At 62.0% G+C, this 21,941-nt stretch carries 20 protein-coding genes; 13 read left to right on the forward strand and 7 right to left on the reverse strand.

The genetic code is table 11. The annotated features are described in order from the left end of the window. Positions 1–35 precede the first annotated feature (35 nt). The 3 genes from FHR72_RS13690 to FHR72_RS13700 all read right to left on the reverse strand — a co-directional run bounded on the left by FHR72_RS13690 (position 36) and on the right by FHR72_RS13700 (position 3,877). The gene (locus FHR72_RS13690) at positions 36–890 is read right to left on the reverse strand and encodes a glycosyltransferase family 2 protein (RefSeq protein WP_183468833.1); all 855 of its coding nucleotides are present in this window, start codon (positions 888–890) and stop codon (positions 36–38) included. Continuing rightward, entirely contained in the window at positions 887–2,281 is a 1,395-nt protein-coding gene (locus FHR72_RS13695; protein WP_183468835.1) for a hypothetical protein, read from the reverse strand. Before FHR72_RS13695 ends, FHR72_RS13690 begins: the two co-directional genes overlap by 4 nt. Positions 2,282–2,449: 168 nt before the next feature. After that, complete coding sequence (locus FHR72_RS13700) at positions 2,450–3,877, reverse strand: hypothetical protein (protein ID WP_183468837.1); 1,428 nt, start codon at positions 3,875–3,877, stop codon at positions 2,450–2,452. Between the two features lie 631 nt (positions 3,878–4,508). On the opposite strand from FHR72_RS13700, the gene FHR72_RS13705 reads away from it, so the two are divergent. Beyond that, positions 4,509–5,174 (forward strand): acyltransferase, encoded by a 666-nt coding sequence (locus FHR72_RS13705; protein ID WP_260156028.1) that lies wholly within the window; start codon positions 4,509–4,511, stop codon positions 5,172–5,174. A 140-nt stretch (positions 5,175–5,314) separates the two neighbouring features. Further along, positions 5,315–6,115, forward strand: a complete 801-nt coding sequence (locus FHR72_RS13710) for a class I SAM-dependent methyltransferase (RefSeq protein ID WP_183468839.1) — start codon at positions 5,315–5,317, stop codon at positions 6,113–6,115. A 2-nt stretch (positions 6,116–6,117) separates the two neighbouring features. On the opposite strand, the gene FHR72_RS13715 is transcribed toward FHR72_RS13710, so the two are convergent. Further along, positions 6,118–6,447 carry a hypothetical protein gene (locus tag FHR72_RS13715; RefSeq protein WP_183468841.1) on the reverse strand — a complete coding sequence of 110 codons (330 nt, stop codon included), beginning with the start codon at positions 6,445–6,447 and terminating at the stop codon, positions 6,118–6,120. A 1,419-nt stretch (positions 6,448–7,866) separates the two neighbouring features. Between FHR72_RS13715 and FHR72_RS13720 the strand changes: the two genes are divergently transcribed. The 8 genes from FHR72_RS13720 (at position 7,867) to FHR72_RS13755 (ending at position 16,685) form a co-directional block, all read left to right on the forward strand. Next, positions 7,867–8,406, forward strand: a complete 540-nt coding sequence (locus tag FHR72_RS13720) for an arsenate reductase/protein-tyrosine-phosphatase family protein (RefSeq protein ID WP_311736137.1) — start codon at positions 7,867–7,869, stop codon at positions 8,404–8,406. 526 nt (positions 8,407–8,932) lie between these two features. Further along, positions 8,933–10,423 (forward strand): sugar transferase, encoded by a 1,491-nt coding sequence (locus FHR72_RS13725; protein ID WP_183468843.1) that lies wholly within the window; start codon positions 8,933–8,935, stop codon positions 10,421–10,423. A 107-nt stretch (positions 10,424–10,530) separates the two neighbouring features. Next, positions 10,531–11,166: a GAF domain-containing protein gene (locus FHR72_RS26835; RefSeq protein WP_183468844.1), complete on the forward strand. Its 636-nt coding sequence runs from the start codon at positions 10,531–10,533 to the stop codon at positions 11,164–11,166. 314 nt (positions 11,167–11,480) lie between these two features. Next, a complete protein-coding gene (locus FHR72_RS13735) occupies positions 11,481–13,019 on the forward strand; it encodes a sugar transferase (protein ID WP_183468846.1) in 1,539 nt (512 codons plus the stop codon). Positions 13,020–13,197: 178 nt separating this feature from the next. Further along, positions 13,198–13,830 (forward strand): undecaprenyl diphosphate synthase family protein, encoded by a 633-nt coding sequence (locus FHR72_RS13740; protein WP_311736138.1) that lies wholly within the window; start codon positions 13,198–13,200, stop codon positions 13,828–13,830. 5 nt (positions 13,831–13,835) lie between these two features. Next, positions 13,836–15,230 (forward strand): NAD(P)/FAD-dependent oxidoreductase, encoded by a 1,395-nt coding sequence (locus FHR72_RS13745; protein ID WP_183468850.1) that lies wholly within the window; start codon positions 13,836–13,838, stop codon positions 15,228–15,230. A 328-nt stretch (positions 15,231–15,558) separates the two neighbouring features. Next, on the forward strand, positions 15,559–16,077 hold the full coding sequence (locus FHR72_RS13750; RefSeq protein ID WP_183469124.1) for a PH domain-containing protein: 519 nt from the start codon (positions 15,559–15,561) through the stop codon (positions 16,075–16,077). 38 nt (positions 16,078–16,115) lie between these two features. After that, complete coding sequence (locus FHR72_RS13755) at positions 16,116–16,685, forward strand: YdcF family protein (RefSeq protein ID WP_183468852.1); 570 nt, start codon at positions 16,116–16,118, stop codon at positions 16,683–16,685. Here FHR72_RS13755 and FHR72_RS13760 read toward each other — a convergent pair. Then, positions 16,682–17,077 (reverse strand): hypothetical protein, encoded by a 396-nt coding sequence (locus FHR72_RS13760; RefSeq protein ID WP_183468854.1) that lies wholly within the window; start codon positions 17,075–17,077, stop codon positions 16,682–16,684. The genes FHR72_RS13755 and FHR72_RS13760 overlap by 4 nt on opposite strands. Then, on the reverse strand, positions 17,061–17,402 hold the full coding sequence (locus FHR72_RS13765) for a chromosome condensation protein CrcB (protein ID WP_311736139.1): 342 nt from the start codon (positions 17,400–17,402) through the stop codon (positions 17,061–17,063). The genes FHR72_RS13760 and FHR72_RS13765 overlap by 17 nt, the downstream gene beginning before the upstream one ends. A 119-nt stretch (positions 17,403–17,521) precedes the next feature. On the opposite strand from FHR72_RS13765, the gene FHR72_RS13770 reads away from it, so the two are divergent. After that, on the forward strand, positions 17,522–19,147 hold the full coding sequence (locus tag FHR72_RS13770; protein WP_183468866.1) for a GGDEF domain-containing protein: 1,626 nt from the start codon (positions 17,522–17,524) through the stop codon (positions 19,145–19,147). A gap of 5 nt (positions 19,148–19,152) precedes the next feature. On the opposite strand, the gene FHR72_RS13775 is transcribed toward FHR72_RS13770, so the two are convergent. After that, positions 19,153–19,833, reverse strand: a complete 681-nt coding sequence (locus tag FHR72_RS13775) for a GtrA family protein (protein ID WP_183468868.1) — start codon at positions 19,831–19,833, stop codon at positions 19,153–19,155. A gap of 142 nt (positions 19,834–19,975) precedes the next feature. Here FHR72_RS13775 and FHR72_RS13780 point away from each other — a divergent pair, with 142 nt between their 5' ends. Together FHR72_RS13780 and purE are read left to right on the forward strand one after the other, a co-directional pair. Continuing rightward, positions 19,976–21,139: a 5-(carboxyamino)imidazole ribonucleotide synthase gene (locus FHR72_RS13780; protein WP_260156039.1), complete on the forward strand. Its 1,164-nt coding sequence runs from the start codon at positions 19,976–19,978 to the stop codon at positions 21,137–21,139. Beyond that, entirely contained in the window at positions 21,136–21,636 is a 501-nt protein-coding gene (purE, locus tag FHR72_RS13785; protein ID WP_183468870.1) for a 5-(carboxyamino)imidazole ribonucleotide mutase, read from the forward strand. The genes FHR72_RS13780 and purE overlap by 4 nt, the downstream gene beginning before the upstream one ends. The last annotated feature ends 305 nt before the right edge of the window (positions 21,637–21,941 follow it).

The raw sequence follows: 21,941 nt of genomic DNA on the forward strand, positions 1-21,941 counted from the left end.
CGTTAGTCGTCACATATTGATCCTCCGCGGCTGCGCTATGCGCCACGTCGCCAGAGCAGCTTCTTGACGCGTTTCGTAAATTCACCCGCGGCATATATAGGGACAAGCAGCGGGACACCGTGTTTGCGAGTGAACCGGATGTGAGAACCCGGCCCGTGTGGGTACCCGAATAGAAGATTCCATCTCGCACGGCCTCTCGCCGCTCTGATGCGGCTGTCCAGGCTCGGTCCGCGCTCGCAAACCCCGACTGGCCTCCCATAGACAAATGACCTTGCTCCGATAGCCCTAGCTCTCAGACCGAGGTCAATGTCGCCATATGCATGTGTGTATTTCGGATCGAGGCCGCCTAACTCTTCAAAGACATCGGCCGGAATCATCACAAGGTTGCCGTTGAATGTGTCCACTGGCACCCGGGTGCCTTCGATCTCCGGTTTCGAGAATGATGTCGGGCGAAGACGGCTCAGCTGCACGAAACCCGAATAGCTAATCTCATTCGTTCCCGGCTCGCGGAATGCGCCTACAAGTATCGATCGACGCATCGATTTATATTCGCGAACGAAGTCGATGAAATTCTCGTCCAACAAAACATCGTCGTTATACAGCATATATGCATCGAAACTTTTATTCGACGCTTGTGCGGTAGCGAATGCTAGTGCCATACCCCGGTTCCAATAAAGTGATCCAGAGCCCGGGATTATCGATATGTTTAACGGGATCTCCCGCACCCGTGCACTCGTCCCGTCTGTCGAGCCGTCGTCTACCATGAAGACATCGAAGGCAAATTCATCTGAAAGTTCGTCCGCGAGTTCCGCCAGCTTCGTTAGTCCTCGAACAGTTGTCTCGACTCGATTGTGGACCGTTACGAGTACTGCTGTCCGCACGACGCTCATTTAATGCCCCTCCGGGATACGTGATAGACGATCATCAAACAAACTACCGCGAACACGCCGCTACAACCGAGAAGGGCGGCTACGGCGACGGAGGATGTCGGGCCAACAAACAGCACTAGTACGGCCGACGCCATCGCGCTGGTCAAAGCAATTAGCGTCCACGCAAGAATTTTTCTAAAAGAAGATTGAGGCAGGAATGACCGGGATGCCAGTCCTCCTACTAAGAAGGCGGCTGAATAAGCAGTTACTATCAAGGTTGCCGACTCGAAAAGTCGTCCTAGCGATCCAACCAAGATATTTGCGCATGCCATAACAGCCTGTACCCGGACGAGGGGGATGAGGGCTCCGCTAGTCAATTGCCAGTAATATCCTGCTATCCCCATGGTGTTGACCGCGTTGCCGGCGGCCAGAATTGCGAAAAAGACCAAGAAAATTGTGCTGTTGGATCCCATTCCGACCGTCTGTATGGCTGGGGCGGCGAGGATCTGAGCCATCAGCAAGCCAATGGAAATAATGCACAGTAATCGATCGTTCCGATCAAATATATCGTGGATGTCTGGGTGGGTCTCGCGCACCGACCGCGCGCCTAGCGCAACGAGTGGCTGTAGAGCAGATTGAACAACTATGCGAATTTGCGTAGTGACGCGGAGAGCCAATTCAAATTGGGCAATGATCAGGAGTGGTGCAAACAAACTGAGCAGAAATTTTGTTACTGGTTCAAACGATAGGCGTATCAGGGCAATACCTGATAGGTGCAGATTCTCTCGCCAGAGCTCTCGCACGTGACTTTTTATCGATGGCAGGCTGAATCTTGCTTCCGGTGCTGCGATGCGTATAACTCGGATCGCGGCCAGCAGCAATTGAGTACCGGATATTACGACGTATGTCCAGCCAATACCTGCGGGCCCAGCAGCGCGGAGTAGTGGAACCAATGAGATCACGCCTACAAAGTTGCTGACGATTATGGCCATGCTCTTGTAATTGAGCTGGAATACGCCCTCGCATACGGCAAGCGTGACTGTAGCCAAAGCAGATACGGATGAATTCAACAGGGCTAGCCAAACTAGCGTCCAAAGCTCTTCTCGACCGAGTTCAAACCCGAACTGGTGTACAACGTAGAGGCCCACTATGGGGGCGGTCAGCAGCGAGAAGATGATCGATGGTGCGCTTGCAATAACTAGCGACGCTGCAGCGAAATTTCTCAGGTCAAGTCGTGAACCTTCTTTTACGCGCATCGCCATCACGCGAGATATATTGCTTCCGGCGCCCGAATCGCTGATGCGTGCGATAAGAAATAATCCTTGCAGCAGCGACCATGCACCGATCCAGGTGACGGCGAGTATCTCTGCCGTAAAGCGGAAGATTGCGAATAGCGTGATGGCAGTCGTCACTGAAGATATGACCGTGAGGGCTGAGGTGCGACGCTGGTAGCCGTCGATATGCCCTGTCATGCGCCCGGTCTGGAGTTCGTCACGTTGAGAGAGGTCGGTAGATTGTCGTCGCCAAGGACGAAAATATGACTTGCGCCTCCGCTTTCAGCGGTGCGTCTAGGAACAGGTTCACTTGACCGCTGTTTTTGATGCGAAGCGAGCCCTGTGCGGTTCATTGTCCCCCGTGCGCGGCCACGCTAACGCGATCAGCGCCCCTATTGCTCCGTATTGCTGTACCACGGAGACTATGAAAGTCCACCCTAACGTTCCTTGGCGGAATAGGTGAAAAACAACAACAAGTGCGATCGCGTATAGAACGATAGACATTTCCGTTGGCGACGGGCGATTAAGGCTTGAGTCGAGTCGGCCCGTCAAATAGCCGAATGCAAACATCGCGCAAATCACCAGAATGATTCCCCCCATGATATAGGAGGTGCCGATGAGCGTCGATGCGTATCCGACTGTGGGATCCTCAAACGAGGTATCGCCCAGAACGGCACTTACCCCGTACGACAGATCGTAGAACACAGTTGGCTTCTCGGGCCACACCGCTCGCGGCACTGAGTAGAAGAACGGCTCAAAATTGGTCGTGGTTACGGCGTTCCAGGCGCCGCCGAACAAGTCATTAATCTGATCGCCGGCCTGCATAGCTACCGATATCATCTCAAGAGAGCTGAACTCCAGCGAGTAAAGGTAAAATCTGACAACCGAGCCGCCGGAATATTCAACGTTCTCGAGGTTTATATCGTAACCGAGAACGGAGGCAGGCAAAAATGCGCGCGCCATCAGGGTGATAAAACCGGCGCTGATCGAGAAAGCGAGCACAAGGGGCACAAGGCGAGTAGTGAGGGATCGGCGGTAGGTGTTGTAGGCGAGCAGTATGCAAACCAGTGGCAGGAGCAGAACTAGACGTTTGCCCATGGTTATGTAGCTGAGAACCAGGGTCGCCAACAGGATGAGCAGCCACACCTTTTCATGTGCGCCTCGCTTTAGCGCCTGTACTACACCCCAAGTTGCTGCACCATCGGCGATGCCCGAAAGGGTGCGGAGCAAGATGGCCTCTGCGTCAAGGTGGCTGACACCCGAGAACTCTCTGGCGTATCCCGAGAATCTGGTCACCGAGCTCTCGAAGCCGCCGGTAGTGATGATGAGGTAGAACTTCAATGCGAGCCCGACAATCAGCAATGAATAAAGAAGCAAATCTTTCGATTCCCCTGGCGGGTTGGCCACGTCATCGCGGGGATGGGGTACTTGATGCTCGATGGTGGCGAATTTCCTGGGTCGGGCTAGTAGATTCCCGTAAAGGAACGCCAGTAACGCCAACACACTCAGCCATATAGCTTTTGCGAAATGATCTTCTGAATAGTATCCGACAGCCCACGTATAGGTGCCGGATGTCAACACCAGAACTGCAGGGAGAGCTATGTATAGCGCTATTGCGATGAGCGCAACAACGTAGGTGGACAATATCGGTTTCGCGCCCTTCCAATCATGCGGCGCATTGATGAAACCAACAAAAAGGATAATAAGGAACGCGGACACGCCTAATACGGCCATAGCTGACTCCGTGAACGACGGCGCAGACCGCAGCAACTATCAACGGTTATACGAACAAAGCCTTCGGAAAGCCGGGTGTCGGTGCGCTCAGCGGCCCAGGAAACATCGGCAGGACGCTCCGCCCTCATTCGACTGTCAGCAGGCGGAGGCGCCGGCGAACATGCACGACATCGGGAGGCAGAAACATGCGCCGGCAATTGTTCTGACATCGCCCCCCGTGTCATGTCTGTGTCTATTACGCCCCGAAGGTTTACCGTACTCACTGCGCCTCTGGGTGGCAACGCTGCCAAGTGGTGAGGGTAGCGTCAGGGGGGCATGGGCCTAGAGGCAGGCGCGGGCTGAGGGATACACCACCTATACCAAGGGCCGCGTCGGGGGGGTTCCTCCTTGTGTGGTTGTTGTGGGCGTACGACGCCAGTCAGTGGTACTGCTTCTATGATGCAAGCCGTCGCCGGCGTATCCACGTCTCAGACTGCAGAGCGCTCGCCGTGGGGGAGGATCGGAGCATGGTCGAAAGATTTTTTGCCTGGAAGAGGACGGACCTAGTGCCGCGGAATGTCGGCACGCATCGTGGGTGGCGCCACCATGTGCACGCGGCTCGGTGTGTATCGGCGGCAATGACGTTTACGCGATGAACCTCGGTAACCTGAGGGCAGCGCTAGCTCGTCAGCGCTTTAGCGAACTCGGCGTGGACCGTTGGCGCGCCGATACCGGGGCTCTGAAATCCGACGAAGTGGCGAGCCTGCGCCGGCGCGAGCGGCTGTTCCGTGCGCTGGTTCTTATCAAGGGCGCTGTCCGGCTGCCGCTAACTATCAGCCGGTCAATCCGAATGCTTGCTGAATTGCTCGCCGATGTAGAGCGCTTGCACGCAGCGCCTCGACGCAAGATGAAGGCGGGACGTGGATGCGTGCTGGACCGCCAGACCTGGCTTGTGAATGGGTCGCGCATCAAGTTGGGCAATCATGTAAAAGTGTCGGCTTTCTCAGCCCTTATCGCGGGCTTTGAAGCTGAAATTACTATCGGGGATTACACGATTTTGGGACCCGGTGTGTTTGTAGTGGCGGCGAACCACGGCATTGCATCGAATGGCGTTCCGATCCGCTACCAAGCGTGGAAAGAAAGACCTGTCGCAATAGGTAATGATGTGTGGATCGGTGCGAATGCCGTCGTCTTGCCGGGAACGCAGATCGGCGACGGCGCGGTCGTTGGCGCGGGGACGGTCGTCAGTGGTCATATCCCACCGGGCGTCATCGTCTACGGTGACCGGGGAGAATTGAAGATGAGGGAGCGGAAGTGACTGACTCTGCTTCAAATTTCCGCTGCCCCGTGTGCGACGCGAGCTCGCCCCGTGACATTGTCGAGACACCCGAAGATCGCAGGAAGGGGCTCAAGGGGAGCTGGCCTATCGTCCGCTGCCGGAGATGCGGGACTATGTCTATGAATCCGATGCCCTCCGACGCCGAACTTGGTGAGTTCTACAGCGCCTACACCAGAGGGGACAGGGTGGAAGTCCGCGCCGGGGTTGGGAGTCGAAGGCCAGGTCTGCGGCGTGCCTATCATCGATTTTCCGGTGACGTGGACCCGAGGGATTTCCTGAAAATTCCTGATGGCGCAAGAGTTCTTGATTACGGAAGCGGTGGTGGAACGTACCTTGCCTATTTCGACGCCCGAGGTGTCGACATCGTGGGGGCGGAGATATCAGATGTCCTGCTCGAAGCTTCCTCGCGAGCGGGGCTCAATGTTCGCCGAGTGGACAGCTTCGATAACATTCCATTCTCTGACCGATCGTTTGACATCGTCTACCTTATGCAGGTCTTCGAGCATGTTCGAAGTCCTCGCCGATTTATGGAGGAGCTGAGCCGAGTACTGAAACCGGGGGGCGAACTTCACCTCGCGGTTCCAAATGCCGCAAGTTTTTGGCGCAGGGTGTTCGGAAGGCATTGGGTGAGCGGCTGGTTTGCCCCGTTCCACCTGGCGCACTACACCGCAGCGTCGTTGGCTCAGCTGGGTGCTGTATATGGCCTGCAGATGAGCAGTACTTGGAGTCGAACGCCCGAGTCGTGGTTTCGGCTGAATTTAAAAGCTGCATTATACAGCGATGACAACGAAATAGAGTATCGGCGCAGTCGTCTCATCGATTCTGCTCCAATGAAGCTCATTCTGACGGGTCTACTTCGCGTATGCGAAACCTTCGTTCGGGAACGTGACTGTCTGGTAGTGAGCTTCGTGAAAGATTAGTCTCACTCGGCCCACACTTGGTCGAACCCGAATACAACGCCGGCGGGGGTCGACGTCGGGTACTGCTCCCAGAATGCGCGATCTCCGGTTAACCCGACCGTCTGGACTTCCGTGGTAATGACGTCACCGGGAACGCGCACCGTGACAGCGTGATCCGACGCCTCGATCTCGAAGTCGTAGTCACGGTCTAGGGCGAGTGTTGGCTTGAATGCGCCCTCGGCAACAGGTTCGAACGCCCCGTCGGAACGTCGAACTGTGAGCTTCCAGACCCCGCGGTTAGCCACGAAATGGACCATCTCGGCCACCAACTTGTCGTTGGGAGTGATGGCCATAGCAAGGGTAGTCTCTGAACCCGGTCGCGCTTGCCTCCACCGACCCGATGCGCCTACCCGCCGCACCGGGGCGTTGAAATGCCGGACTGCATACACGACTGCGTTTCCGGCGTACGTATACGCCCCGTCCTCGAGGAACCCGTCCGTAGCGGGTGGAAGTGGAAACGCGTCTACATACGGCCCACGCATGTCCCAGCCATCGCCCAAACCTTCGGAGGAGTCTGGCCTATCGAAAGCATCGAAGAAGGGCAGGGTTGAACGCTGATCGCTTTCAGCGCTGTTACACGCCGACGTTACTGAGACAACGAGGACCATCGCAGCGGCGCATCGTTTCACATCTTCACTGTGCCATACTTCTCTAAGCGTTCCGCGATGACACCGCACGAGGATAATTCGTTGCTAGTGGGAGAGCGCGACGTCCCTATCGGTGGACCGGCCTCAGAGTATGGCCCGCTTCGGCCGCCCAGACTGAATCGAATGCGAATACGACCCCCGCCGGCTTCCGGTCGGGGTATTGCTGCCAGTATGCGTGGTCTCCGAGTAGGCCGCTCAAAGCGACTTTTTGTGTTATTTCACGGCCAGGCACTCGAACTGTAACGCTGCGCTCGTCAGCCTCGACCTCAAACTGGTACTCGCGGTCAATGGCCAGGATGGGCGAAAATTGCCCCGTCGCAACAGATTCGAGCGGGCCGCCTCGCCGACGAACCGTTAGTTCCCAGACTGATCGATTTACGGCCAAGTGCACCATGTCGTAGGTCAGGCGCTCTGTTGGAGTGATCGCTATTGCCATGGTGCTCTCAGCGCCCCTTTGGGCGCGGGTCCAGCGCCCAAAAGCGCCAACGCGTAGCACCTTTCCCCGGAATTGCCGCATGGCGGACACCACGTCTTTACCGGCGTAGGTGAACCGACCGCTCGATATGAACCCATCTTGCGCTTGATTAATTAGTGCACGCGCGCTGGTGGGGGGTTCAGCCCCTCGCAGATCCCACCCGTCCCCTAGCCCGAATGCCGTGTCAGGGCGGTTGAAGTCGTCGAAAAATGAAGCTTGGGGCGGTGGCGCTTCACTCGCTGCAGGAGTTGTCCGGGGCGCTAATGACTCCGACGGCTGAATCAAACGCGTTTGATACTCCGGCAATTCATGTCCGCACGAGGGCGTCGCCAGCACGAGCACGGCAACGGCAACGGCAGCGTAAAGTTTCACTCCGCAACTGTGGCATAGGGGCCGGTCAGTGAAGCTGTAGGGCGCTCCGCGTGTGGTGGCCTCAACAGCAGTAATGCTGATATGGACGATGCGCGGAGCGTCGCCACGGGTATGGCGGAGGAAGGGCTAGTATCGCGCCGGGTGAACGTAGACCGTCCACAGAAGGTGGGTCGACGTTTCGTCTTCTTGGCGGTCGGTAAGCAATTCCGGGCGCGATCTTGATTGATAACGGAGGCCCAACTCTGCACATCCTATTCGTTTGCACAGGCAACATTTGCAGATCGCCAACTGCTGAACGGCTTGTGTCCGCGTACGCAGGCGAGTCTCAGCTGCGGGGCCTGTCAGCCTCCAGTGCCGGAACGAGAGCGGTGGTCGGTCATGCGATACATCCTGAGGCTGCTTCGGCACTCCGTGATCTGGGGGGTGATGATGCCCGTTTCTCAGCCCGGCAGTTCACACCGAAGATCGCTTCAACGGCCGATCTCATCCTGACTATGACCAACGCGCATCGGGATAGCGTTCTCGAATTGGCGCCGTCCAAGTTGAACCAAACATTCACCCTTATGGAGGCATCGAGACTCGTATCGGCGCATCGTGCTCAGACAGTGACCGATCTCGTAAAGTTTCGTCCGTTTCTCCAGCCCTCGGACCGGGGAGACATCACGGATCCGATCGGTCAGGGCGCCGATGTTTTTCGAGCTGTCGCAGCTCAAATTGCGAACTTGTTGCCGCCGATCGTCGATCTGTCCGCCCGTTGAGGCCCTGGACGACCCGTTCGCCGCGGAATGCGGTCGGGGTGTGCGCCGTGGTGTAACGGTCGAACAAGAAAATCGCATCCATCTGCTGCGCCAATATAGACGGGATTCGGCAGAGCCGAGCACGGTAGTCTAAGCACCTGCTGAGGACGCTCAGCCATTTCAAATGCGATTGCTTCTGCGAGCTGTGACCTGCCATTCTCCGTCGACGGCGTAAATATTGCCGTCGTCCATTCGCAGCATCTGCCGGAGCTAGACGGTTGCAGCCGTTACCTTCTTACCCTTCTATGACTGACATCCCGGCAGTGTGCAGCCATAGTGTTCAACCTCGGCATCCGGCGACACCGCGGGCCAGCTTTGTGCCGTGTGCGGCGACACGCGGGTCCGCCGTGAGGGTTTCGAGCGGGTGGAGGAGCAGGTTCGCACAACGCTTCTTATTGTTGCTGAGCGAACCCGTCAATTCGGTTGAGGAAAGCGTGGCACTTGGGCTAAAGTTGCAGCGCAAGGGGGACAACGTGTGGGGGGACACATGACGGCGGTCAATGAGCGGCTGGAAGTCGCAGCAAACATTGTTCCGATTCCAACCAGGGTTCCGGCGTGGCAGCAGGGTTATGCGCGTCGGCTCCTCATCATCGACCTGATTGCAGTGTTGACGGCGGTCGGTCTCGCACAGTGGGTACGTTTCGGGGGCCTGGGCGGTGAGGTGGCCACGTTCCAGTACCTGGATTACATCGTCGTCTCGCTCTTAATCGCTGCGACTTGGATGGTCGCTTTGTCGATTAACAATTCGCGCTCCACTCGGGTGATCGGCTCGGGCGCTGAGGAGTATCGCCGAGTATGGCTCGCGACGTTGTCGGTGTTCGGCGGCGTTGCTATTGTCTCGATGCTCTTCAAGCTTGAGATTGCCCGGGGATACTTGATAATCGCCTTGCCGGCCGGCTTGCTGTTCCTCGGTCTCTTCCGGTGGGTCGCGCGCCAACTGGTCGTCAGGGCACGCGCAAAGCATGGACGCTGCATCACCCGCGTCCTGGTTGTCGGCAGCCCGTCTGCGGTCCGTGACCTGACTTCGTCTCTGGCGCGCGATCCAGCGTCTGAGTACGAGGTTGTTGGTGCCTGCGTGCCCGGTCCTCTCTCCAGGTCGAAGATCGATGTGCCAGGCGTGGGGGCGATCCCCACTTTCGGGGACGAGTCGAACGTCGTCGGCGCTGTGACGGCCACAAATAGTCACGCAGTAGCGGTGGCAGCAACCGAGCGTCTCAACGGTCGCGGCATCCGCGACCTGTCGTGGGAGCTCGAGAAGTTGGACATCGATCTCCTCGTCGCCCCGGGCGTCGTCGACATCGCCGGCCCCCGACTCCAGATGCGTCCCGTTTCAGGCCTGCCTCTGATTCACGTGGAGAAGCCGCAGTACCACGGCGCCAAGCGCTTCCAGAAGCGCTTCTTCGACATCACCTTCTCCAGTGCCGTGTTGTTGTTCGGCCTGCCGCTCCTAATTCCCGTTGCGATCGCGATCAAGCTCACGAGCCGCGGCCCTGTGTTCTACCGATCTGAACGAATAGGCCTCGACGGCACTCCTTTCCAGATGATCAAGTTCCGCACCATGGTCGACGGTGCCGACAAGATGGTTGACAAGCTCACCGCGCAGAACGAGAGCGAAGGCGGCGTGCTCTTCAAGATTCGTGAGGATCCCCGCGTCACCTCGATCGGCAAGCTGCTGCGGAAGTACAGCATTGACGAGTTGCCTCAGTTCATCAACGTCCTGAAGCGCGACATGAGCGTCGTGGGTCCTCGGCCTCCGCTGGCCAAAGAGGTCAAGTCGTACGACGACCACGCCAAGCGACGTCTGCTCGTGCGTCCCGGCATCACCGGCCTATGGCAGGTCAGCGGACGCTCCGACCTGTCGTGGGAGGATTCGGTCCGCCTCGACCTCTTCTACGTCGAAAACTGGTCCATGATTGCGGACCTGCTGATCGCGGTGAAGACGGTGAAAGCGGTCTTCGGGCACTCCGGAGCGTACTGACCCCTCCGCGCGAATCTGGCACAGATCGGCTGCGAACAAGACTGTGCCCTTCCTCGCAAAACGGTGCAACAGGTGTAGTGCCGGCGAAGTTTGTCAACGCTCTACGCATGGCATCCTTCTTGCCGCACTTCGGCCACAACCGCCTATGGCGCGGGCAACCGGACCGCGAGGCCGGTGAGCGCGTCACCCCCTCTGTCTCGCCGACGGCAGGGGCGGGGGAGCGGGGTCCGGTAGTCGACGAGCGCAGGGTGGCTGCTGTTCTCAACGATCCCGGTCGCCTACTCGCGGTGTACACCACGGGGCTACTCGACTCCGGACCCGAAGCTCACCACGACCGAGTGGCCAGAACAGCTGCGGCGGCCTTGGCTGCTCCGTCTGCGGCATTGACGGTCGTCGGTGCCGATCATCAGGTCCTCGTGGGCGCGGTCGACGCAGTACCCAGATCACGACGCCAGTCCCTCGACTTGTTCTGCCAGTATGTCGTGGCCAACGGTGCACCTATCGTCGTAGCGGATGCGCGGCGAGACCCTCTGTTCGCCAGTCAGGCAAGTGTCCGGCAGGGGCGCATTACTTCCTACCTCGGAGTTCCGCTCACGGATCACTGGGGCCACGCCGTCGGAGCACTGTTCGTGTACGACCCGGGCCCTCGCATGTGGGGCTCGGGGCACGTTCAGATACTGGGCGACCTCGCCGAGGTCGCCTCCACGCGCATCTTCGAGTCCACCTACGAGCCGCACCGGTAACGGAGTAGACGTTCCGAGCGCGCGGCCTCGGGCGAGCCCGGCTTGCTCCGTCAGCTGTTATTCCTCAGGAAACTCGATCGCCGGGAGGCAGGTCGTCGGAGTCTTCCCGGCAGGCAAACCCTGGGACTTGCCGGTATGAGACCGCGAACACGGGTCGTCGAGCTGCAACGCCGAAACGCGGGACAGAATCCGACGCTGAGGCGTCTGTGGTCTCCCTGGTCGCTGGCAAAGCCAAATTTGCACCATCCATAACGCTGCGGCGGCTTCACCAGCACACCTAAGGTGGGTCTGTAGGAATCCTGTGAGGACCGAGGATGCGCGCAGATCTGAAGTCGACTTCGCTAGCACCGGACGGTCGCCTCACGTCGCCACGGCCCGGCGGGGACATATCCTCGACCGGCCCGTCTCGGCCTTCGTCCCCTCGACTCATCCAGCCGCTGCGTACGGAAGCCGGATATCGCACCCTGACTCTTGCGCTGGACATCTCTGCTGCAGCCGGCGCTGTCGCGTTGGCGCTCTGGTGGACACCCGGACCGGTCGGAGATCGCGGGATCGCAGCGTGGAGCTGGGCCTTCGTGCCCATCCTCGTGCTCGTCCTCGTCACCCGGTCGATGTACCGCCGAAAGCTCAGTCACCACTTCGTCGACGACTTCGAACCGGTTGAGACCTCCGTCGCGGTCTCGGCCCTCGCGACGCTCACCGTTCTGATGCTGGCCATCGACCGCCTCCCGGTCGGGACCACGGTTCCGGAGTACGTCCGGCCCGCAGACGTCGTCGTCCGCCTCTGGGTGTGCGCCGCCGTCCTCGTCCCGGCGGTCCGACTCATGCGTTCGCTGGTCCAGCGCTATCTGCGGCGCGCACACCTGTTCGGGACGTCGGCGCTGATCATCGGCGGCGGCCCGATCGCCCACCAGCTCATCGTGCGCATGCAGCAGACACCCGAATACGGCCTGCAGCCCGTGGGGGTCCTCGACGAGACCGCGCCGGCAAGTGCCGACCTCCTCGGAGTCCCGTATCTCGGAACCACCGCGCACCTGGAGGACGCGGTACGGGAAACGCGGGCGGGGGAGCTGTTGATCGCGCCGTCGGCAGTCTCTGACGAGTTGCTTGCGCACACCGCGCAAAGGGCGCAAGAACTCGGCCTGCGGGTCCGGGTCGTGCCCCGCCTCGTCGACCTCGTCGGTGTCTACGCCCATATCGAACATCTCGGCGGAGTGCCGCTGATGGTGTTGGCGCGGACGGACCCACGCGGCTGGCAGTTCGCGGTGAAACACGGCCTGGACAGGACTCTGGCCGGTCTGGGGCTCCTCCTGATCTCACCGCTCTTCCTCGGCCTCGCACTGGCCGTCAAACTCAGCTCGCCCGGGCCGATCTTCTTCGGCCAGGACCGCATCGGGCGCGACGGCAGAGTGTTCTCCTGCCTCAAATTCCGGAGTATGCGGGCTGCCGAGGCCTCGACTCCAGGATTCGAATTACGCAAGGACGCGGCGCCCGGGGGAGTGGAAGGCGAGGATCGGCGCACCTGGATCGGAAGGATCATGCGCAAGACCTCGCTGGATGAACTTCCTCAGCTCATCAATGTGGTCAAAGGCGACATGAGCCTGGTGGGGCCGCGGCCCGAACGGCCGGAGTTCGTCGACCTCTTCGAAGCCAGGATCCGGCGCTACGGTCAGCGCCACCGGGTGAAGGCCGGCATGACCGGGTGGGCGCAGGTGCACGGTCTCCGGGGTCAGACGTCGATCGCCGACCGGGCCGAGTTCGACAATTACTACATCGAGAACTGGTCGCTGATCCTTGATTTCAAGATCCTGGTCCTGACCGTTCTCGCTGTCCTGCGGAACCCGGAAGAATAGAGCGCAGCGTGGCATCCGGGTTAGCGGAACAAGATCAACGCTGTGGTGGGCCCGAGCGAAAAGTTAGGTTCTGCAATTATTTTTGGATTTGCTTGTCGCGGCAGCCGTCCCTGCATTACTTTTGCTGTGGGGTGGTAGTTGAGCGGGGGGTTCTTGGTGCGGCATGAAGCCAACTCATGTGGGTCTGATACCTGACGGATTGCGCCGCTGGGCGGACGCCAACGAAACGACTCTTGGCGAGGCGTACTGGCGTGGTTCCGAGAAGGTCACCGAGATCCTGCTGAGCCTGCAGCGACAGGGTGTGCGGACGGTGTCGGTGTACAACCTGAGCCGTGCCAACCTCGGTCGGACGAGCGCCGAACTGGATGCGGTCTACGCGGCGTCCCTGCACTTTCTCACCACGCTCATCCCGACCCACTTCGACATGGCCACGTGCACCGTGCGTCTACACGGCAATCGCGCACTCCTGCCCGCTGCCTACGTCGACGCCGCAAAGCAGCTCGAGGGCGCGAAGTCCGACGACAGCTTCCGCATCAACATCCTTGCTGCCTACGACGCGCGGGACGAACTGCGTGACGCGCACGCCCGCGCCCGCGAAACCGGGTGCGACATCGTCGACGCCTTCGAGATCGGAGAAGTCGATCTAGTCCTCCGCACGACGGCCGAGCCCCTACTCAGCGGATTCCTCCCGTTGCAGAGTCAATACGCGCAACTGGTGTTCCTGGACACTCCGCTCAATGACCTGACCGTGCAGCAGGTCGACGACATCGTCGAGGAGTATCGACGATTCCCGCAGCTGCGGGGGCGGTAGCGCGGATGGTCGAATCCAGAAGTCCGCTCATCATCGGCGCCGGCCCGGCAGGACTGACCGCCGCTCTGGAGTTGGCGAAACGAGGTGTCGCCGCCCGGGTATTCGAATCGTCGGCGCACGTCGGGGGTTTGGCCCGTACTCCGACCGATGGCGCCTGGCGGGTAGACCCGGGCGGTCACCGCTTCTTCACCAGGGTCGAAGAGATCCTCGATCTGTGGAACTCGTTGCTTCCGGCGGATCAGTGGATCTCGGTGCCGCGGCGGTCCGCGATGCTCGTCAAGGGCGAATACGTGCCCTATCCGCTCATCGGTCGAGACCTGTTGACGCAACTGGGGATCCGTAGCGGCCTGCGAGGTGCCAGCAGCCTGATGTGGTCCCGCTTCCGGCGCGGCTTCCGGCTCGACGACAGGGTGGGGTCGTTCCGCGAGTGGGGCATCGACGAATTCGGCCTGCATTGGTATCGGATGTTCTTCGACGGCTATGTCCGGAAAACCTGGCTCGCCGACCCGGACCGTCTGGCCAGCGACTGGGCCAACCAGCGCATCAAGCCGATCGACTGGCGCCGAGCCGCTGTCCGAAATGTCGAGCATCAAGACGTCTTTCGATATCCGAGGCTCGGGCCCGGCCAGCTCTGGGACGCGGCCGCGACGAGACTGGCCCAGCTTGGTGTTGCGCCCTCGCTGAACTCCGATGTGGTCGGGATCCGCTACGACGGGCGGGAATGGGCCATCGAACTGCAGAACGGCGACATAGCATCCGGGGACGCGTTGTTCTCGAGCATGCCGTTGCGGTTCCTCATTCACCACCTCAAACCCGAACCGCCCAAACACATCAAGGCCATCGCCGAATCGCTGAAGCACCGCTCGGTGATCACCGTGGCGGTTGCGCTGCGTGAGCATCACGACATCCCGTTCAACTGGGTGTACACCCCCGGTCCCCGGTTCCGCGTGGGTCGGGTCCAGAACTACGGCCAGTGGTCGCCCGGCCTCGCGCCCGAGAACTTCGGCGGTACGTATCTCGGTCTCGAGTACTTCACCCTGCCCGACGACGACCTCTGGGTGGCGGGGGAGGAAGGCCTGGGCGCCATCGTGGAACAGGATCTGAAGGCGTTGGGTCTCGGCAACACGTCGTACGAACACGTGATGATCGTGCGGTCGAAGTTCGCCTATCCGATCTATGACCCCGGTCGGGAGCGGAACGTGGTGCGGATCCGTGACTATCTGCGCCAGGCGCATCCCACGCTGCACCCGATCGGTCGAAACGGCATGCACCGGTATGACAATCAGGACCACGCCATGTTGAGCGCAATGCACAGCGTTGCCCGGTACTTCGGCGAGAACGTCGACCCGTGGGGGGTCAACACCGACCGTGGCTACCACGAGACCGGGCTGCTGCGGTAGAGAGCGGATTGCCGGCGGCCCGTCGCCGTCAGCCGCCGATGCGGCGCAGTCGTGCCACCAATCGGCCCAGCGGCGAGCCAGCCGTTGAATTCGGCTGAAGGAAGCGGGGACATTCGCACACCGAACAATCGGTGCCGGCGCGGTAATGCTCGTGAGCCGCGCGTTCATGGCCGCACCGGCATTGCCCCGTCTGCACGGCAATGAATGTACGCGGTCGATGCTGAATACCATCAGCGAATGGCAAGCTGTTTACCAGCGTTCTCGCGAAGAGTTCAGGTCGCAAAGCGAAGTCGGTGCCCCACCTTCGGATCGCCAGTACAGTGCTGCCGTGGGCTATCCGGAAAACGTGCTGGCCAGAGACGAACATGTGGTCCTACACCGCCACCCGCACTGGGGGCGCCTCGCCATTCCTGCTCTGATACTCATCGTGGCATCGGCCGCTGCTGCGTTCGTTGCCGGCTACGTCAATACTTTGGAGTGGGAACAGAACGCCAAGAACATCGTGTTCGGCGTGATCGCCGCCATCTGGCTCATCCTCGTCGGCTGGCTCGCGGTGTGGCCGTTCCTCAACTGGTGGACCACCCACTTCGTCATCACCGACCGCCGCGTCATGTACCGGCACGGCCTGATCACCCGGTCTGGGATCGACATCCCGCTGGCACGGATCAACAGCGTCGAATTTCGGCACGGTCTCGTCGACCGGATCTTCCGCACCGGAACGTTGATCATCGAGTCCGCGTCGCAGGATCCGCTGGAGTTCCAGGACATTCCGCGGGTCGAACGCGTCCACTCGCTGCTCTACCACGAGGTGTTCGACACCCTCGGTACGGAGGAATCGCCGAGCTGAGGCTGCGCCCGCCTCGTCGCTGGCCTAGCGTGCAATAGATGCGGCGCCGACGGTATCTGGTGAGCGCATCGATGGCGCTTCTGGTCCTGTTGCTGTTCCTCAACGGCGCGAGCGGCACCATTCTGTTCGCGCGCGCGACCGCGGACCCCCTGAAGAAGGCCGACGCCATCGTGGTCCTCGGTGGCGAACACGACGGCCGCGAAGCCTACGGGGTCAAATTGGCCGAGCAGGGCTACGCCGAGACCGTGCTGCTGTCGAATCCCTATGCTGCGTCGGACAAGACGATGAAGAAGGCGTGCGCGCCGCGGCGCGATATCCGCGTGATCTGTCAGCGTCCGGCGCCCCTGACGACCCGCGGGGAGGCGATGATGACCCGCGCGCTGGCCGACAAGTACGGATGGACCAGTGTGATCGTCGTCAGCTGGCGCTACCACCTTCCGCGCGCCCGGAAAATCTTCGACCAGTGCTTCACCTCGCCGACCCGCCGCGCGATCATGCGCGATGTCCCGCGGACGTACCCGTTCTCCGTTGCGCAGTGGCAGTTCACGTATCTGTACCAGTACGGGGGCTGGGTCAAGGCCGAGATTTTGGGCTGTGACGCGGCTTAACGCAGCTTGACGTACAGGGTGATCCCGGCCCGCAGCGCCAGGTAACCGAGGAGCGCGAAGGTCACACCGACAGCGCAGTACACGGCCAACCTGCGTGTGACTCGCAGCGTCGTCCGCCAGATCGAGTTGGTTCCCAGCCACGCCGTCGGCGGCATGGCGGTGAGAACCATGCTCGCGGCCGAACCCAGAAATCCGACCCCCACCACCGAATTCACAGCTCTCCAGTACGGATACGCGCTCAAGGCTCCCAACAAACCGGATACCGCCGCGGTACTCAGCAGCAGGCGGCGAGGCGACGGCTTGCGCACCAAGAACAGCCCGAGGGCACTGCCCGCCGCTCCGCCGAGCGCAACGAGGAGCCAGACGAGCGGTGACTCAGCGAGATACCGCACGCGCCACCGCCAATCCGCAGATGAGGCCGCCCACTGCCGCAGCTGGAGTTCCGACCAAGAACGCCAGCGACAGCTTCATCGGTTGACTGATCGTCAGCACCGCCCAGGCGCTCATACTTGCGGCACTGACGCACACGCCTAAGAACACCGAACGCGTCGCCGAAAACGAACCCGTCGCCAGCAGGTAGGAGGCGATCAGGAACGCGCATCCCACGGTCACGGTCGTCGAGATCAGAACGTGGTGCGGCAGCGGCCACCACGTGGCCAGGCCGTAACGGATCAGTGCGCCGATCGTGCCCCCGACCACGAGCGCCCAGGGCCGCACATCACTCCTACGGTGTCGCCCCGGCACGTCGTAAGGTTATGCAACCAGCGGCCTCCCGGCAGTACGCCGCCACGCGGAGTAACTTTGGTCCACTGCATCGGGCTGCGGGAGGGGTGGGCGTGCCTGAGAGGTTCATGCGTCGCCGGCGGGGCAGCAGCACCGCGAGCGTCGACGTCAACGAGGTGTTCGTGCCTCACGACCAGACGGTGCTGCGGACCATGCTTCGCATCTCCCATGCGGTGCTCACCGCCAACTACTTCGACGAACTTCTCGAAGTCGTCGCCGAGCAGGCCCTGATCGCCCTGCGTGCATCGTCACTGTCGATCAGCCGCTGGGAGCGCGAAACCGACATTCTGCGGACCTTGATCAACGTCGGCGAACTGCTGCCCGGCGAGGAGCGCTGGCCGGAATCCGAGACCTACCCGGTGGCCGCCGACGAGTTCCTGGCCCAGCTGCTGCGACAAGGCCGGCCCTACGCCCACGCCGTCGACAACCCCGATACGGCGCCCGCAGCCCTCGAATACCTGAACGCGATCGGCAAGGAAAGCGAGATCGCCGTACCGATCATGTTCAACGACGAAATGTGGGGTGAGCTCTGGGCCACGGGGACCGAGGGGCGGCGCTTCGGGCTCGACGACGTCCAGCTGCTGCAGGCCATCGCTGCGTACACGTCCGTGGCGCTGGGCCGGGGCGAACTCTTCACGTCCGTCTGGCGCGATGCACATCTGGATCCGCTGACCGAGATGTCGAACCGGCGGGCCCTGGAACAACGTTTCCTCGACGCCGACTGGGGGGCCTGCGACCCCGTCCTGCTGCTGGGTGATCTCGACGGATTCAAGGACGTCAACGACCGCGAAGGGCACCCCGCCGGGGATGCGCTGCTGAGAACCGTCGCCGACACCTTCCGCCGCTGCGTCGACGACAGTGATCACGTCCTGTCGGCCCGTCTGGGAGGCGACGAGTTCTGCGTCTTTCTCGAACAGGGCGGCCTCGCGGTCGCCGAGGAGATCGCGCGCTGCGTCAACCGCGAGATCGCGGCCGCTACCGATGCGCAGATCTCGATGACCTGGGGCGCGGCCGAAGCCGGCCTGACCATCCGGAACGGTCAGGACTTGCTCGCCGCCGCCGACGCTGCTCTGATCCGCGCCAAATCGCAGGGCCGCGGCCGGTTCACCACCGATCTCAACCTCCCACCGGTACCGGCGAACAGACGGCGGCGCTCATCGACCGATGCCGACTCGCTGTGCTCTCGGGTCGCAACCCTGATCAACAGCCACCGGCCGCTTCCGGTTCTCACCGCGTTGGAGATCGTCGCGACCGAGACGTGCGCGCTGATCGAGGGGTCCGGGTGGGCGGTCTCCTTCCGGGATCTCACCGACAGCGTTCTGCAGATCCACCGCGGCGCCGACCACATCCACGACTTGAGCTCGGGGCTGTGCGTGGTCCGGGCCGACTATGTGACGGGGCCCCACGAGCTTGCGACGTTCCCGGTGACGGCCCGCCTGATGGCCACCGGCTCGGCCGGCGTCCAGTCACTTGACCTGGACGAGTCCGACGCCGCCGAGCAGGCATTCCTGCGGTTTCTGGGACACCGTGCCGTTGCGCTGGCGGGTGCGAGCGACCTGTCGAGGAGCTACCTCGTCGAGGTGTACTCCGCGACCGGGCACGACGAGCTGACTTCGGTGCTGGACTCGCTGCAGGTGTTGGTGCACTTCTGCGTGGGCGTGGCCGGGTCGCCGACCTGAAGCCCTCAGGATGTCTTCGACACCCTCGGGTCGGTGCTGTCGGCCTGGCGCTGCGAGCGGCGGCGCCGCGAGAGCCGCATGGGCGTCACATTGTCCTTCGGCTCCGGGCCGTGGGGATGGCGCAATTCGTATTCGTCCTCGAGCGCCTCGGCGATGCCGCCTCCGGTCAGCGTCGACTCCAGCGCCTTCTCCGGGTTGCGTGCGAACTCGTCCGGGAACACGAACCGGCGGAACGCCCAGAACCGGAACGCCATCTGCAGAAGGTTGCCGATGATGTACGCCGAGACGAAGTCGGCGATGTTCTCGGTCATCAGCGTGACCATCGGAACGCGGAGCATCAGCACGTAGCTCGACACCCACAGCGGAGCCATGCTCAGGAGCACGCCCACGCCGCTGACACCGAAGAACAGCAGCGCCTCGTGGTGCCGCTCACGGCCGCCGCGGTCGCGGAAGCTCCACTCCCTGTTCAGAATGTAGGACGCGATGACCGCGACGATGCCCGCGATGATCTTGGCCGTCACCGGCTTCGGCTCGAGGATCGTCAGCTTGAGCGTGAAGAAGATCGCCGAGTCGATGACGAACGTCGTGGCACCAACGATGGCGAATTTGATCAGCTCGTGGTGCCGTTCGGCGTAGGGACGGATCGGTCGCGGCAGGCGGCGGATCGTCGCATCGGCAAAGGACACAAGGAGCGAGTCTACGGAAACGGCCCGGCCGATGCCGCATCGCTGCGTTACCGCAGGTCAACCCTATGGCCTGGGTCATGACACCATATATGCCGTGTCGCTGAACCCCTATGTCGCCCGTTCACGCCAGCCTGTTGTTGCGATGATCGGCGGCGGACAACTCGCCAGGATGACCGCGCAGGCCGCCATCGCCTTGGGCCAGACTCTGCGGGTGCTCGCCGTCCGTGACGACGAGTCCGCTGCCCAGGTCACCCCCGACGTCGTCCTTGGCTCACACACCGACCTCGACGCGCTCCGCCGGGTCGCCGAGGGAGCCACGGCGTTCACCTTCGACCACGAGCACGTCCCCACGGAGCTGCTGGAGAAGCTGGTCGCCGACGGGGTGAACGTCCTGCCGCCGCCCGAAGCGCTGGTGCACGCGCAGGACAAGTTGGTGATGCGGCGACGCCTTTCCGACCTCGGCGCTCCGGTACCGCGCTTCTCCGAGGTGTCCTCGGTCGACGACGCGGTCGCGTTCGCCGAGACGGTCGGGGGACCGGTGGTCGTCAAGACCGTCCGCGGCGGCTACGACGGCCGTGGTGTGGTCATGGCGTCCGACCCCGATGAGACGCGGACGGTCGTCGAGCGCTATCTCGCCGACGGCGTGCCTGTGATGATCGAGGAGCGGGTCGCGATGCGCCGCGAACTCGCGGCGCTCGTGGCGCGCTCGCCGTTCGGGCAGGGCGCGGCGTGGCCGGTGGTCGAAACCGTGCAGCGGGACGGCATCTGCGTGACCGTGATCGCCCCGGCGCCCGACCTGTCGGACGAACTCGGTTCTGCGGCGTCGGAATTGGCGTTGCGCATCGCGTCGTCGCTGGGTGTCGTCGGAGTGCTGGCCGTCGAGCTGTTCGAGACCACCGACGGCGCGCTGCTGGTCAACGAGCTCGCGATGCGGCCGCACAACTCGGGGCATTGGACGATGGACGGTGCGCGCACGAGTCAGTTCGAGCAGCACCTGCGCGCGGTGCTCGACTACCCGCTCGGCGACACGTCGGCGCTCGCGCCGACAGTCATGGGCAATGTGCTTGGCGCGCCGGAGATCCCGTCGATGTCGATGGACGAGCGGGTGCACCATCTGTTCGCCCGCATGCCTGACGCGAAGGTGCATCTGTACGGCAAAGAGGAACGCCCGGGTCGCAAGATCGGCCACGTCAACATCGTCGGCGGTGCGTCCGAGACCGTGGCGTCGCTGCGGGAGCGGGCAGAGCGGGCGGCACACTGGTTGTCGCACGCACAGTGGACCGACGGATGGGACGAACACGCATGACGCCTCGGGTGGGCTTGATCATGGGCAGCGACAGCGACTGGCCCGTGATGTCGGACGCGGCGGAGGCTCTTGCCGAATTCGACGTGCCGTTCGAAGTGGGTGTGGTGTCGGCGCATCGCACACCGGCTCGCATGCTGGCCTACGCGCAGGAGGCCGCCGGCCGCGGCATCGAGGTGATCATCGCCGGGGCCGGTGGAGCGGCGCACCTGCCGGGCATGGTGGCCTCGGCGACTCCGCTTCCGGTGATCGGCGTCCCGGTGCCCCTGGCGCGACTGGACGGAATGGACTCCCTGCTGTCGATCGTGCAGATGCCCGCCGGGGTCCCGGTCGCGACGGTGTCGATCGGTGGTGCACGCAACGCCGGACTGCTGGCCGTCCGGATTCTGGGTGCGTCGGACAAAGCGCTGCAGGAACGGATGTCGGCATTTCAGGCGTCTCTGGAGCAGATGGTCCTGCAGAAGGACGAGGCGTTGCGGCAGAAGCTTCTGGGGGAGTAGACCCTTCTGAGAGGTGTTTGCCTAGCTAACTGCTACAGGCTGTTTCCCGAGGTCGTGGTTGACGGACGCGTAAGCGCGAGAATTGCCATTGTGACGTTCGTCACACTGGGCGGTTATGCCTGCCGAGTTACGACGCTTTGAGGACGACGACCGGCGCGGAGTGCTGCACCGGGGCCGGAGCCTGGATGTGTCCCGTCTGGGCCGCGTGGATACCGGCGTCGACAACCGCTGAAGCGCGCGACAAGCGCGGAGTAGCGTTCCAGCCACATTCGCAATGCGCAGTACGGCGGAAGGCCTTGCCCTCG

It is taken from the genome of Mycolicibacterium iranicum, from assembly GCF_014190915.1.
In the GTDB taxonomy this organism is placed as follows: Bacteria; Actinomycetota; Actinomycetes; order Mycobacteriales; family Mycobacteriaceae; genus Mycobacterium; species Mycobacterium iranicum_B.